The organism is Mesorhizobium sp. M0074 (assembly GCF_040322975.1).
Taxonomy (GTDB): Bacteria; Pseudomonadota; Alphaproteobacteria; order Rhizobiales; family Rhizobiaceae; genus Mesorhizobium.
Window position 1 is genome coordinate 171,876 of sequence record NZ_JAMYUM010000005.1, and the last position, 12,661, is coordinate 184,536.

Sequence of the window (12,661 nt, forward strand, 5' to 3'; positions counted from 1 at the left end):
GCGACAACGGCATCGTGTTAGGGCAGACCATGCAGCAAGCCATCACGTCGGACGGCCTTCGCCGGGTGGTGCTTGTCGTCGCACTGCTGAACCTGGGTTATTTCGGCATTGAATTCGCCGTCGCGCTGGCGATCGGCTCGGTGTCGCTGTTCGCCGACAGCGTCGATTTTCTGGAAGATGCCTCGGTCAATCTCCTCATACTGCTCGCCATGGGATGGTCGCTGCGTGCCCGCTCGCGGGTCGGCATGGCGCTGGCGCTTATCCTGCTGGTGCCGGGCCTGGCGACGCTGTGGACCGCGTGGGAAAAGTTCAACATGCCGGTGCCGCCGCAGCCAACGGCTCTGACGCTGGCGGGGTTGGGCGCTCTCGCGGTCAATCTGTCATGCGCCTACATGTTGGCGCGCTACCGCCATCACAGCGGCAGTCTTACCAGGGCGGCATTCCTCTCGGCCCGCAACGATGCGGTCGCCAATGTTGCGATCATACTGGCCGGATTGGTGACGGCCTTCCTGTGGCGCTCGGCGTGGCCGGATCTGATCGTCGGCCTGGGAATCGCGGCACTGAATGCAGACGCGGCGCGCGAGGTCTGGGGGGCAGCTCGGGAAGAGCACCGGGCCATTTCGTGAACTCCAAAACGCTCAGCGCGCTGCCGATTGCCACTCCGCCAATGCAGCAGTCAGCCGGAAACCTGCGCGATCTCTAATATAATCGCACCCTTTCAAAGCGGGCGGAGGGAGAACCGCTCATAAGTAAAATCGGAGGAAAACCATGAACAGCATGAGCCTCACCACACTTGGACGAAGTCGACCGGGTCGAAGCGGTGAAACGATGAACCGCTCAAGGCCACGCACGTCATCAAAAGGCCCGCGTCCCTGATGGAGGACGCGGGCCCGATTTTCGGCGGCATGCCCTAGGCAGGTATCAAGACGGCGATGCGGTGGATGCCGACCACCTTGCTGGTGTTGGCTGCCTCGTCGGTCTTGCCCTTGGAGCAGGTGTACACGTCACCTTCCTTGAGCTTGAATTCCTTGTCCGCCTTCTTGATCGTGAATTCACCGGCAGCAATGGTGCAGACCATGTCGTTGTCCATCACCATTTGAGGGGCGGCTGCTCCGGGCTGAAAGACTATATCGACAATTGAGATGCTCTTGTAAGCGGGGATATCGGAATTGCCGGTGCCGACCTCGACCAATCTGACGCCGGGGGCTATCTCCTTGCCTTCCTTCGGGCCGTATTTCTTGACCTTTGCAGCAGCCGCCAGCGTGAACAAAGGCGTTACCGCTGCCGCCGTCACGCCGAGCGCGATTGCAGACCTGCGATTTATGGTTTTCATCGCATCCTCCCATTTTATGTTTGGCCACGCACCAATGCGCATGACCACAATATATTAACACATATGCAGATAATTGCAGCACGGCGTTTCGGAGCTTCCGGGAGCGAACCGCCTCCCGGTCGAATGCGACCGAATAGCAAACAATTCCATGCTATGCTGACGAGCCATCAAACGGACGGCGGGGGATAGCAATGTTGGAAACGGACAAGGTATTCGCCGGCTCAATTCCGGAAAACTACGACCGCTATATGGTGCCGTTGATTTTCGAGCCGTTCGCCGCAGATCTTGCACGACGGGCAGCGTCCTTGTCGCCAAGCGCCGTTTTGGAAACCGCCGCGGGCACCGGGGTTGTCACCCGCGCATTGGCGCCAAAACTGTCCGCCGATGCAAGCTATGTCGTAACCGACCTCAACCAGCCGATGCTCGACTACGCCGCTTCGCGGCAAGCTCCCGACGATCGCATCAAATGGCGTCAGGCGGATGCTCTGGCGCTACCGTTTGAAAATGCGGCCTTCGATCTCGTTTGTTGTCAGTTCGGCGCGATGTTCTTTCCCAACCGCTCATCTGCCTACCGCGAAGCCCGGCGAGTCCTGAAGCCCGGAGGACATTTTCTATTCAGCGTATGGGATCGCATCGAGGAGAACGTGTTTGCCGACGATGTGACGAACGCTCTCGCAAGGATTTTTCCGAACGATCCGCCGCGCTTTCTGGCACGCACGCCGCATGGCTACCACGATACGGCACTGATCCGTAGCGAGCTGGAGGACGCAGGTTTTTCCGGTGTGGTGATCGAGACGAGGGCCGAACAAAGCCGTGCCTCCTCGCCGCGTCTTCCGGCCGTTGCTTATTGCCAGGGCACTCTCCTTCGCAATGAAATCGAGGCCAGAGAGGCGGGAAAACTGGACGCTGCAACCGACTACGCCGCAGCCGCGATTGCAGACAGGCATGGCAGCGGCGAGGTTGCTGCCAAAATCCAGGCTCACATAGTGGTGGCTGTGGCCTAGGTGTTGGATATCCCGCTCCGGCACTTGGCGACATTCAGCTGCTGTGCGGCAAACATCTTGCCGCTATCCCGAATTCTCAGACATTAACGTTCATTCGCCCGAGTGGCAGGTCGACAAGTGCCAGGTCGATAATCGCCGGTCTGACCGATCGCCGGGGCTTGATGGCGGCGGCTGCCGGCCGCAAGATTCCGGTCGGCCCGGCTTCACTTTCGCAGCCATGGCCGACTCCGCCCAGCAAGGTCTAGTCATTTCGCTTTCTTGACTCGGCCGACAAAAACGGGCAGCAAAGTCATCATTGGAGGGCAGTTTTGCCAACTATGCAGGTTTTGGAGGGCGTTTTTCGGTGTGACCGTCGCCCAATCGGCGGTCGGTAGAGGGATTGGTTAACCAACTTTGTCCATCTTTTGAATCAATCGGCAACAGACGCGAAGCGTGCTGGGGGCACCAGGCGAACTGTGAATGTCACGGCTGCGAAATCCGCTAGCCGGCATCGGCCGATTGAGAGTGGTTGAATGGCGTTTGTAAGTGCGAAAACCCGGGGTGACAGTCCTGCAACTGGATTGACTTCGATGAGGCCCGGCCTGCGCTGGGTCGCGGTTCCGGCCGTCGGCGCAGCCATTGCTTTATGGTCGGTGGCGACCTTGGCCGGCCTTTATTCGATGGGAACTTCGCTCACCGCCGCTTCCAACGGTCTCCCGCAAAGCCTGCTCGCGCCGCGCACCATCGCACTCGCCGATCCTCGCCGCAGCCTTGCAAAGGCGCAGGCCCCGACGTGGGCCGCAGCAAACGCGGCGCTGTCGGCCAAGCTGCTGCAGCACGGGTGCGATGCCAACTGCCTGCGGTCGGCGTCGAACTTCGTCCACCAGGGAAAATCGGCGCGTCTCAAGCGCAATACCGTGCCGCTTGTCGCCGATGCATCGCGGCAATCGAGCTTCGACGACGTGGTGGCCAAAGCAGGGCTGTCGCCGCAAAAGCTTGCCGCCGCCTTTGCCCGTGCCGGCTCACCCGTCATGCTCGCAAGCCTGCCGGCCGACGCCCGGTTCGCCGAGCCGGTACGCATACCCGACCCGAACGGCCCGGCGTCGGTGCGCTTCGGGCCGGCGGTGGCGGAGATCGAACGCTCGTCGCGCCTGGCGCTGGCGCTGGCGAATACATTGCCGGAGCAGATGATCGATGTGCTCCCGGCCGCCATCGCGGCAAGCGAGCCCGCAGCCTCACAAGAGCTGCAAGAACCTGAGGTCCAGCTAGCCTCGCTGCCGCCGCAGGACGACATGTCCGACAGCATTCCGCTGCCGACGCTGCGTCCGCGGGCGGACATCGATAAGCCGGCCGAGGCGCCGCGGGCTCAAGCGTCAAGAGATCAGGCGCCAAAAGACCAGGCGCCAAAGGCCCAGGCGCAAAAGGATCAGGCATTGAAAACGGAGCCGCCCAAGGCGCAGGCCTCCAGGACCGCCAAGGCGAGCAAGGTGCAGACGGCCGACGCCCCGCCGGTCGAGACGCCCGGCAGCCTGTCGCCTCGCAATTCGTCACAAGCGGCAGTGCCGGCCGTGTCGGGCAAGCCGGGCAAACGGTCGAAGACGCAGGGCGGCGATATGCTGGCCTATGCCAAGCCCGACATGTCTTCCGGCGGTCTCGGCGGAGCCTTCAGGAACCTGTTCACCACGCCTAACCTGGGCAGCGGCGTCGCCGTCTACGACATCTCGGCCAAGACCGTCTACATGCCCGACGGCTCGCGGCTGGAGGCACATTCGGGACTGGGCGCGATGGTCGACCAGCCACGCTACGTCCACAAGAAGAATGTCGGCCCGACGCCGCCGGACACCTACAATCTGACGATGCGCGAATCGCGCTTCCACGGTGTCGAGGCGATCCGTCTGACGCCGGCCAGCGGCAGCAACAAATATGGCCGCGACGGCCTGCTCGCCCACACCTACATGCTGCGCGGCGGCCGCGCCGAATCGAATGGCTGCGTCGTCTTCAAGGACTATGCCCGCTTCCTCGCCGCCTACAAGAAAGGCAAGATCAAGCGCCTTGTCGTCGTGCCGCGCCTGTCGAAGCCGCTGACACGCGTCGCCCAAGAGGGGCGAGGGGCGTAGATTGCTCGCGGCAGCCCTTCATGGCTTCGTCATCCCAGGGCGGAGCGAACGCGAAGCGGAGCGCAGACCCTGGGATCCATGCCGTTACGTCAGCCGAAGAATGCAACGACGCAGATTGAAAGCCGTTCTGTAGCGATCCCTTTCACCTCCTGTCCTTCCCGCATCAAAAAGTCCCGCCCGTTGCAGCGCGGAGAGGTCACGGCATGGATCCCAGGGTCTTCGCGACGTCGCTTCGCGCCTGCTCCGCCCTGGGATGACGAAGCTGGGGAGGTTTGGCCAATCTCGAAGGTTTTCATTCCCGGCCGAGGATATTATGACTGACCCGTAAGGGCGGCTCCAGCTTCAAACAATCGCGAGGACATCATGACAATACACGCTGTCGTCTGGGGCGAGAATATTCATGAGCGGACCAACGAGGTGGTCGCGGGCATCTATCCCGAGGGCATGCATGCGACGATCGCCAATGCACTGAAGCTCGACCCGGAGATTTCGGTGTCGTGGGCGACGCTGGAGCAGAAGGAGCATGGGCTGCCGGCCGACCGTCTGGCCGAGACCGATGTCTTGCTGTGGTGGGGGCACAAGGACCATGGCGCCGTCGCCGACGAAGTGGTCGAGCGCGTGGCGCGCCGCGTCTGGGAAGGCATGGGGCTGATCGTTCTCCATTCCGGCCATTTCTCGAAAATCTTCAAGAAGCTGATGGGCACGCCCTGCACGCTGAAATGGCGCGAGGCGGGCGAGCGCGAACGGCTTTGGGTGACCAGCCCCAACCACCCTATTGCTGCCGGGATCGGCGAGTATTTCGAGCTCGAGAACGAGGAGATGTATGGCGAGCAGTTCGCCGTGCCGGAGCCGCTGGAGACCGTCTTCATCTCGTGGTTCCAGGGCGGCGAAGTGTTCCGGTCGGGGCTGACCTATCGCCGCGGCGCCGGTAACATCTTCTATTTCAGGCCCGGCCACGAGACCTATCCGACCTATCACGACGCCAACGTCCACAAGGTGCTGCGCAATGCGGTGAGATGGGCGCACAACCCGCAAGGCTCCAATCCGGCCATCCTCGATGCGCCGAACGTGCCGGTGGAAAAGGCGCTCGAGCCGATCGTCGAGCGCGGCGGAAAACTTCATTCCGCGGGCGAAGCCGGCTTTCGCTAGACCAAATCCATGATCGAACAAGAAGATAAAGCCCTGTCCTAAGGATAAGAATCATGCGCCTCTTGATACTCGGCACCGGTTGGATGGCGGAGGAGCACGCCAGGCAGTTCGGCAAGATCGAGGGCGTCGAACTGATCGGCGCCGTCGATCTCGACCGTACGCGTGTCGACAAATTTTCGGACATCTACGGTATCCCCAACCGGTTCGCGTCGCTGGACGAGGCGCTGGCGTGGGGCAAGTTCGACGCGGTGGCGAACGTGACGCCCGATCGCATCCACCATCCGACCACCATGATGCTGATCGCGGCGGGCAAGCCGGTGCTGTGCGAGAAACCGCTGGCCGAAAACTTCGAGAAGGCCAGTGAGATGGCCGATGCCGCCGAGCGGGCCGGCATCATCAACATGGTCAACCTGACCTATCGCAACGTCGCGCCGCTGCAGAGGGCGCGCGCCATGGTGCTGGCCGGCGAGATCGGCACGGTCAGGCATGTCGAGGCGTCCTATCTGCAGAGCTGGCTGATATCCAAATTCTGGGGCGACTGGCGCACCGATCCGAAATGGCTGTGGCGGCTGTCGCGCGGCCACGGCTCAAATGGCGTGCTGGGCGACGTCGGCATCCACATTCTCGATTTCGCCAGCTATGGCGCGGCGCTCGACATCGACCATGTGTTCTGCCGCCTGAGATCCTTCGACAAGGCGCCCGGCAACCGGATCGGCGAATACGAGCTCGACGCCAACGACAGTTTCACCATGGCGCTCGATTTCAGCAATGGCGCCTTCGGCGTCGTCCATGCCAGCCGCTGGGCAACCGGCCATCTGAACGAACTCCGCCTGCGCATCTACGGCGACAAGGGCGGCATCGAAGTCGTGCACAATCTGACCGGCTCGGAGCTGAAGGCCTGCATCGGCGAGGATGTCGAGAACGCCAAATGGCAAGTTCTGGACGCCGGAACGGTACCGACCAACTACCAGCGCTTCGTCGATGCGGTCCGCAACGGCGTCCAGGCCGAACCGTCATTCCGCCATGCGGCCGAATTGCAGAAGGTGCTCGACCTCGCAGTCGTGTCGGATGAGAAGCGGGCCGAATTGAGCACCGATACGCAGTGATATCGTTCAGGGAATCGTGAGAGGAGCCAGCCATGATCACGCGGCGCGCCGAATGTTCCTGCGGTCAGCTGTCAGCCACCTGCTCGGGCGAGCCGGTACGCGTCTCGCTCTGCCATTGCTTGGCCTGCAAGCGACGCACCGGCAGCGCGTTCAGCTTCAACGCGCGGTTTTTGGACGGTGACGTTTCTGTCCAGGGCCGCTCTGCGGAGTTCACGCGCATTGGCGACGAGGGCGGCCGCGTCATCTACAGCTTCTGCCCGATTGCGGCACCACCGTCCATTACCGGATCGACACTCAGCCCGGTCTGACCGCCATCCCGGTGGGCGCTTTCGCGGACCCTGCGTTCCCGCCGCCCTTCCTGTCCTTCTACCACGAGAACCGGCGCTGCCAGTGGGTCGAGGTCCGAACCGAACCTTTGGCGACGTTCGGCTGAAGCCGCCGGCCACAGCCGGCTGACGTTTTAGGTCAAAACCCAATCATTCTGAACGACCGAGTTCGACCCGGTCCGACCGTACAAGGCATTTCAGGCGACGAAGTCGATCCATCACCGTGCGTGGCTCGATCGCGCCAAAACAAGGCATTGTGCGTCGGCTGAGCACGCTCCATCACACTTGCGCTCAACGGGGCACGACAAGTGCCGACGGTCCAATTGATCGCTGATAGTTAATACGTGCTGGCCATGCTAGAATTTAGCGTCCCCGACGCGGTTAAAATCGGGGAATTGCGACCGGTTGACGGCGCGGGAGGTCGACGGACAAACCACGAACAGACCACAGGGAGGAAGCAATGTTTCGGACACCAGTTCATCTTGCATTCTTGACAGCGTCGATTGTTGCCCTGCCATCTTACGCGGCCATGGCCGATGACACACAGATCGCACGCGGCGAATATCTGGTTACGATTGCCGGCTGCAGCGACTGTCACACATCCGGTTACTTCTTCGGGAAGCCCGACATGTCGCACTTCCTTGGCGGTTCAGATGTGGGCTTCGAGATTCCTGGCCTTGGTGTCTTTGTCGGCCGTAATATCACGCCTGACAAGGAGACCGGTATCGGAAGCTGGACCCCGGAGCAGATCGTCACCGCGATCCAGACCGGCGAACGGCCGGACGGCCGCATCCTGGCGCCGATCATGCCTTGGCGCGATTTTGCGCATCTCACCGCGGATGACGCCATGGCGATCGCGGCATTCCTCCAAAGTGTGAAGCCGGTCAGCCACCAGGTTCCCGGCCCGTTCAAACCCGGGGAAGCGGTGTCGACCTTCATGATGCGGATTATGCCGCCGGGGGAAACCGCAGCCGCTGCAACGAAGTAGGGCGGCTTTGATCGGAATGAGATTTTTCGCCGAATAATGGGTGAATGTCCGCCTTGGAGATGGTGAGGCCGATGCCGGAACGGCAGAAATGGGTCGATCGAGCCGTTGCGCGAGGGGAGCTTTGAGAAGCGCCATGAATGTCGCGATATTGGCGCTACCTACTCGTTCCCGTCGACGAGACGAATGGCAGCATTCCACCCTTCCCGGTCCTCGGCGGCGGACGCGATGAACGGCTCGATTGAGCCCGAAACCAACTTCTGTCACATCGGTAATCTGGCGCCACCTCCTCGGCAAGATATGTGCTATTCTGAGACTATGCCCGCGCCCTCCGACCGATCACCCGACAAGTCGCCGGAAGACGGTGCAGTTGCATCGGATCCGTATGCGGAGCTAGCCAATCGCGGCGATTGGTCCAGGCTTCACCGCGAACTGTCAGACAGAGACCGCTGCAGTGAACTTGACGGCGCCGAGCTCCAGCGCCTCGGGGAAGCCGCCTACATGCTTGGGCGCGAGGAGGAATTCGTTCGGGACTACGAGAGGGCCTTCGAAGAGCATCTCCGGAACGGACGCGAACGATCCGCGGCGCGTTGCGGCTTCTGGATCGGGCTCACCCTGATGTTTCGCGGAGAATTCGCCCAAGGCAGCGGATGGCTGACCCGCGCCAACCGGCTGGTCGAGGATCATACGCAGGAATGTGCAGAACAGGGTTACCTTCAGCTCCCAATGGTCGAACAACGTCTCGCCGCCGACAGGCCGGACGAAGCATTCGCGCACGCAACACGTGCCGCGGAGATCGGACAGCGCTGCGAAGATCCGGACCTCTTGGCTATCGCGCGCCACCTTCAGGGCCGGATATTGATCCTGCGCGGCGACTATGTGCGCGGCTTCGAACTGCTGGACGAGGCGATGGTTTCGGTCACCTCGGGCCGGCTCTCACCGATCGTTACCGGGCTGGTCTACTGCAGCGTGATCGAGATCTGTCAGAAATTTCATGCCACGGGCCGGGCGAGGGAATGGACCTCGGCGCTGGTCGGATGGTGCGCGGGACAGCCCGACATCGTTGCCTTCACCGGCAGATGCCTGATCCACCGGGCCGAAATTCTGATCCTCGACGGCCACTGGGACGAGGCCGGCCGCGAGGCCGGTGTCGCCAGCATCCGCCTTCAGCAGGGGCCCTCGAAACACCACGCCGGTCCGGCATTCTACCAGAAGGGCGAGGTATTTCGACTCCGCGGCCAATGGAACGAGGCCGATGCCGCCTATCGCGCGGCGAGCAGGCTCGGGTTCGATCCGCAGCCGGGGCTGGCGCTTATGCGATTGCAGCAGGGGCACGAGCAGCCGGCCCTTTCGGCGATCCGCCGCGCACTGCAGTCCGTCGACGACCTGCCGGGCAAACTCCGCCTCTTGCCGGCTGCGGTGGAAATCACTCTCGCCGTCGGTTCGGCCGATGACGCTTGGGAGCTGTGCGAAACACTGCACGACTGCGCGCGCCAATATTCCGCGGATGCAGTCCGCGCCGCAGCCGCCGAGGCTACCGCGCGGGTGCTGATCCATGCTGGTCGAGCCGCGGAGGCATTGGCCCATATCCGGCGCGCGGTAGCGATCCTCTGGGACCTTCGGGCGCCCTATCATCTTGCCCGGATGCGGGTGCTGACAGCGCGGGCCTGTCTCGCAACCGGCGATACTGAAGCGGCGCAGACCGAACTGGACGAAGCGATAAGACTTTTCCGCGAGCTCGGCGCGCGCCCCGACGAAGCCGTTGCCGGCAAGCTGCGGGTCACCATGACGGCGACAGGCGGCGAAGTTCTCACCCCCAGACAGACGCAGGTTCTGCGCCTGATCGCGTCAGGCCTGACCAACCCGGAAATTGCCGGCGAGCTCGGTCTGAGCCAGCGGACGGTAGACCATCACGTTAGCGATATCCTGACGCGGCTGAACGTGCGCACGCGCGCGGCAGCCACGGCCTATGCGGTCGAGCACGGCCTGATCGGCATGGTCGTATCTGGGTAATCCTACCCAAGCCAAAATTTCTCGTTGCGTGGGTACTTACGCCGAAGCGGGCAACCGTGGCGCGGGTCTAAACCTCATGGCGTGGTAAAGGCCACAGGAGGTTTTCCCGATGCAAACGAATAATAACAACATGAGCGGGCCGGGCGGTGTCTGGCTCGCCACCGGAACGCTGCTGCTGGCGGCTGCGCTCGTCTTTCACGGGCCACCGGACGCGGATTTGTCTGTTCAGATGCAGAATATCGCCGAGGGCCATGGGCGATGGGCTACGGTCCATTGGACGGCGGCAGCGGCGCTGTTCCTGATCGCCGGCGCTTCGTTCCTGAACCTGGCGCTCAACCCCCGGGTCCGGCATTCGCCGATGCTGAGTTCTGCCTGGATGGTGATGGCTCTCGGCGCCCTGACCACGTTCTCCACCGCAGTCGCCGAGGCATCGGTGGTCGCGGTCGCGGCGGACCGGGGTGACACCAGCGCCTTCATGACCTGGTGGGCGTTTTCCGGCGGCATGGGTAACGGATTCTGGGCGCTCGCCCTGGCGACAGCGCTTGTCGCGTATCACGACGCCCGCGATGACGTCGGGATACTGCCCCGATGGGCCGCGATCGTCGGCTCGGCGTTCGGTATCCTTTCGGCAACCGGGTGGACACTCGGTGAGCAGCTCGGGATCGGCATCGGAGGTCCGATCTGGCTGATTTCCTCGCTTCTCATGTGCCTGTGGCTCGCGTGGTACGGGCTGTCCTCAAGGAGCCTCCGGTCGGGCAAGCCACAGCGCAAAGCGCCTGATCCAGCATCATCGTAAAACAGGAGGAAAAAATGTCCCTTCAAACGAAGGAAATCGAAGCGACGATCCACGACGTCCACGAATTCTTCACCGACTGGGTGACGGGCCGATGCCGTGGCGACGATGCGATGTTCAAGAAGAACGCGCTCGACCGGATCAGCGAAGATCTGGTCGCCATCATGCCAGGCGGCAGGGCGTTCGGGAAAAAAGACTTCGCAGGTTACATGAAGAGCATCTACGGATCGAATCCGGCCTTCCGTATCAAGATACGCGACATCCGGATCAGCCATCAAAGCGCGACCTGGCGGTCGTGAACTACCACGAATGGCAACGCGACGCGAAGGACTCCGATCAACCGAACAATGGCCGGGTCACGACGATGGTGGTCCGCGATCGCGGCTACAGCCGGGGGCCCGAGATCTTGCAAGTTCATGAAACCTGGCTCCCAGCCGATGTCGTTCAGTCCGCGGATTTCGCGTTCTGAGAAGCGTCGGTCCGAAACGGGCAGAGAAAGGAATTGCGCTGGCGGGACCATCGGCTCTGCCGGCGTCATGGAGCCAGAACTGTGCTTCTTTTCAGCCCGTCGGCTGGGTCGAGATCAGCGCCGACCCTCTGGCGACGTTTGGCTGAAGACGCCGGCCACGGCCGGCTGACGTTTTAGGTCAAAACCCAATCATTCTGAACGACCGAGTTGAACCTTCTGCAGACCTCTCGGCATGCTGTGTAAACCACGTCCGTTAGTTGACATTGAGGGCCAGGGACTCGGCCGCTATATTGAAAGCGTGATGCGCTTTCTCTAATTCGCAAGTTGCTTCTTCCGCCTGCTTGCTCGCTATTAACAATATTCTTGTCCGGCTTTTTCGTTTGGGAGGCCGGCATGTCAAGATTGTATATCAATCAATTAGAGCGCCTAAAGACGGCGAAAGGGGAAGAGCTTTTGACTGCGGATCGGTTAGAGGATGGAAAGATTGCTAACGTAGCTCCACCGCCTATCCCGAGTGACAAGCGCATTAAGATTGAGCGTGGCGACAGAGCTGTGACCAAGGTCACGGTGCGCGAGTCCTAAGGTCGATTTCCACTCATCTCTGTCGCAGCCGGCAGTCAGCTAATTGAGTTGTTAGCCCTAATGCCGCAGGATCTTGCTGAGAAAAGCGCGGCTGCGGTCGGTCTTCGGGTTGGAGAAGAACTCGTCCGGCGTGCCGCTCTCGACGATGGCGCCGGCGTCCATGAACACGACGCGCTGGGCGACCTTGCGGGCAAAGCCCATTTCGTGCGTCACCACCATCATGGTCATGCCTTCCTCGGCCACCGCGACCATGACGTCGAGCACTTCGGAGATCATCTCGGGATCGAGGGCCGAGGTCGGCTCGTCGAACAGCATGATCTTGGGGCGCATGCCGAGGCAGCGGGCGATCGCCACGCGCTGCTGCTGGCCACCAGACAGCTGCGCCGGATAGGCGTTCACCTTGTCGGCAAGACCGACCTTGGCGAGCAATTCGCGCCCGGCCATTTCGGCCTCGGCGCGCGGGATCTTGCGGACATGGATCGGCGCCAGCGTGACGTTCTCGAGCGCCGTCTTGTGCGGATAGAGGTTGAACGACTGGAAGACGAAGCCGATCTCGGTGCGCAGCCGCGTCATGTTGGTGGCGGGGTCGCCGAGGCGCTGGCCGTCGACCGTCAGGTCGCCGTCGCGGATCGTCTCCAGGCCGTTGATGCAGCGGATCAGGGTGCTCTTGCCCGAGCCGCTTGGGCCGCAGACGACGACCACTTCGCGCGGCTCGACGCTGAGCTTGATGTCCTTCAGCACGTTGAGCGTGCCGAACCACTTGTTGACGCCGCGAAATTCGATCATGCCGGTTTTGGTCATATTG

General features: G+C 62.1%; 13 protein-coding genes. 11 read left to right on the forward strand and 2 right to left on the reverse strand.

What is annotated here, in order from left to right; translation table 11 throughout:
* The first annotated feature begins 29 nt into the window (after positions 1-29).
* A complete protein-coding gene (locus tag NKJ73_RS09125) occupies positions 30-626 on the forward strand; it encodes a cation efflux transmembrane domain-containing protein (protein WP_352569092.1) in 597 nt (198 codons plus the stop codon).
* A gap of 284 nt (positions 627-910) precedes the next feature.
* Here the strand turns inward: NKJ73_RS09125 and NKJ73_RS09130 are convergent, their stop codons facing one another.
* Entirely contained in the window at positions 911-1,333 is a 423-nt protein-coding gene (locus NKJ73_RS09130) for a cupin domain-containing protein (protein WP_031211929.1), read from the reverse strand.
* Between the two features lie 191 nt (positions 1,334-1,524).
* Between NKJ73_RS09130 and NKJ73_RS09135 the strand changes: the two genes are divergently transcribed.
* The 10 genes from NKJ73_RS09135 (at position 1,525) to NKJ73_RS09180 (ending at position 11,274) form a co-directional block, all read left to right on the forward strand.
* Positions 1,525-2,337 (forward strand): class I SAM-dependent methyltransferase, encoded by an 813-nt coding sequence (locus NKJ73_RS09135; protein WP_352569094.1) that lies wholly within the window; start codon positions 1,525-1,527, stop codon positions 2,335-2,337.
* A gap of 569 nt (positions 2,338-2,906) precedes the next feature.
* Positions 2,907-4,433, forward strand: coding sequence for a DUF2778 domain-containing protein (locus NKJ73_RS09140; protein WP_352569095.1), 1,527 nt, complete (start codon positions 2,907-2,909; stop codon positions 4,431-4,433).
* A gap of 363 nt (positions 4,434-4,796) precedes the next feature.
* Complete coding sequence (locus tag NKJ73_RS09145; protein ID WP_352569096.1) at positions 4,797-5,582, forward strand: ThuA domain-containing protein; 786 nt, start codon at positions 4,797-4,799, stop codon at positions 5,580-5,582.
* Between the two features lie 53 nt (positions 5,583-5,635).
* Entirely contained in the window at positions 5,636-6,688 is a 1,053-nt protein-coding gene (locus tag NKJ73_RS09150) for a Gfo/Idh/MocA family protein (RefSeq protein ID WP_352569097.1), read from the forward strand.
* Positions 6,689-6,720: 32 nt separating this feature from the next.
* Complete coding sequence (locus NKJ73_RS09155; protein WP_352569098.1) at positions 6,721-6,996, forward strand: GFA family protein; 276 nt, start codon at positions 6,721-6,723, stop codon at positions 6,994-6,996.
* Positions 6,997-7,474: 478 nt separating this feature from the next.
* A complete protein-coding gene (locus NKJ73_RS09160; protein ID WP_031211934.1) occupies positions 7,475-8,002 on the forward strand; it encodes a c-type cytochrome in 528 nt (175 codons plus the stop codon).
* Positions 8,003-8,500: 498 nt separating this feature from the next.
* Positions 8,501-10,012 carry a LuxR C-terminal-related transcriptional regulator gene (locus NKJ73_RS09165; RefSeq protein WP_352569099.1) on the forward strand — a complete coding sequence of 504 codons (1,512 nt, stop codon included), beginning with the start codon at positions 8,501-8,503 and terminating at the stop codon, positions 10,010-10,012.
* A gap of 109 nt (positions 10,013-10,121) precedes the next feature.
* Positions 10,122-10,808, forward strand: coding sequence for a hypothetical protein (locus NKJ73_RS09170; RefSeq protein WP_352569100.1), 687 nt, complete (start codon positions 10,122-10,124; stop codon positions 10,806-10,808).
* A gap of 14 nt (positions 10,809-10,822) precedes the next feature.
* Complete coding sequence (locus tag NKJ73_RS09175) at positions 10,823-11,104, forward strand: hypothetical protein (protein WP_352569102.1); 282 nt, start codon at positions 10,823-10,825, stop codon at positions 11,102-11,104.
* On the forward strand, positions 11,101-11,274 hold the full coding sequence (locus NKJ73_RS09180; RefSeq protein WP_352569103.1) for a hypothetical protein: 174 nt from the start codon (positions 11,101-11,103) through the stop codon (positions 11,272-11,274). The genes NKJ73_RS09175 and NKJ73_RS09180 overlap by 4 nt, the downstream gene beginning before the upstream one ends.
* Before the next feature lie 639 nt (positions 11,275-11,913).
* Here NKJ73_RS09180 and NKJ73_RS09185 read toward each other — a convergent pair.
* Positions 11,914-12,657 (reverse strand): amino acid ABC transporter ATP-binding protein, encoded by a 744-nt coding sequence (locus tag NKJ73_RS09185; protein WP_352569104.1) that lies wholly within the window; start codon positions 12,655-12,657, stop codon positions 11,914-11,916.
* Between the last annotated feature and the right edge of the window lie 4 nt (positions 12,658-12,661).

Bases quoted from the DNA above. Each gene is read 5' to 3' on its own strand.
- NKJ73_RS09125 (WP_352569092.1), top strand. From the start codon at position 30: ATGCAGCAAGCCATCACGTCGGACGGCCTTCGCCGGGTGGTGCTTGTC.
- NKJ73_RS09130 (WP_031211929.1), bottom strand. From the start codon at position 1,333: ATGAAAACCATAAATCGCAGGTCTGCAATCGCGCTCGGCGTGACGGCG.
- NKJ73_RS09135 (WP_352569094.1), top strand. From the start codon at position 1,525: ATGTTGGAAACGGACAAGGTATTCGCCGGCTCAATTCCGGAAAACTAC.
- NKJ73_RS09140 (WP_352569095.1), top strand. From the start codon at position 2,907: ATGAGGCCCGGCCTGCGCTGGGTCGCGGTTCCGGCCGTCGGCGCAGCC.
- NKJ73_RS09145 (WP_352569096.1), top strand. From the start codon at position 4,797: ATGACAATACACGCTGTCGTCTGGGGCGAGAATATTCATGAGCGGACC.
- NKJ73_RS09150 (WP_352569097.1), top strand. From the start codon at position 5,636: ATGCGCCTCTTGATACTCGGCACCGGTTGGATGGCGGAGGAGCACGCC.
- NKJ73_RS09155 (WP_352569098.1), top strand. From the start codon at position 6,721: ATGATCACGCGGCGCGCCGAATGTTCCTGCGGTCAGCTGTCAGCCACC.
- NKJ73_RS09160 (WP_031211934.1), top strand. From the start codon at position 7,475: ATGTTTCGGACACCAGTTCATCTTGCATTCTTGACAGCGTCGATTGTT.
- NKJ73_RS09165 (WP_352569099.1), top strand. From the start codon at position 8,501: ATGCTTGGGCGCGAGGAGGAATTCGTTCGGGACTACGAGAGGGCCTTC.
- NKJ73_RS09170 (WP_352569100.1), top strand. From the start codon at position 10,122: ATGCAAACGAATAATAACAACATGAGCGGGCCGGGCGGTGTCTGGCTC.
- NKJ73_RS09175 (WP_352569102.1), top strand. From the start codon at position 10,823: ATGTCCCTTCAAACGAAGGAAATCGAAGCGACGATCCACGACGTCCAC.
- NKJ73_RS09185 (WP_352569104.1), bottom strand. From the start codon at position 12,657: ATGACCAAAACCGGCATGATCGAATTTCGCGGCGTCAACAAGTGGTTC.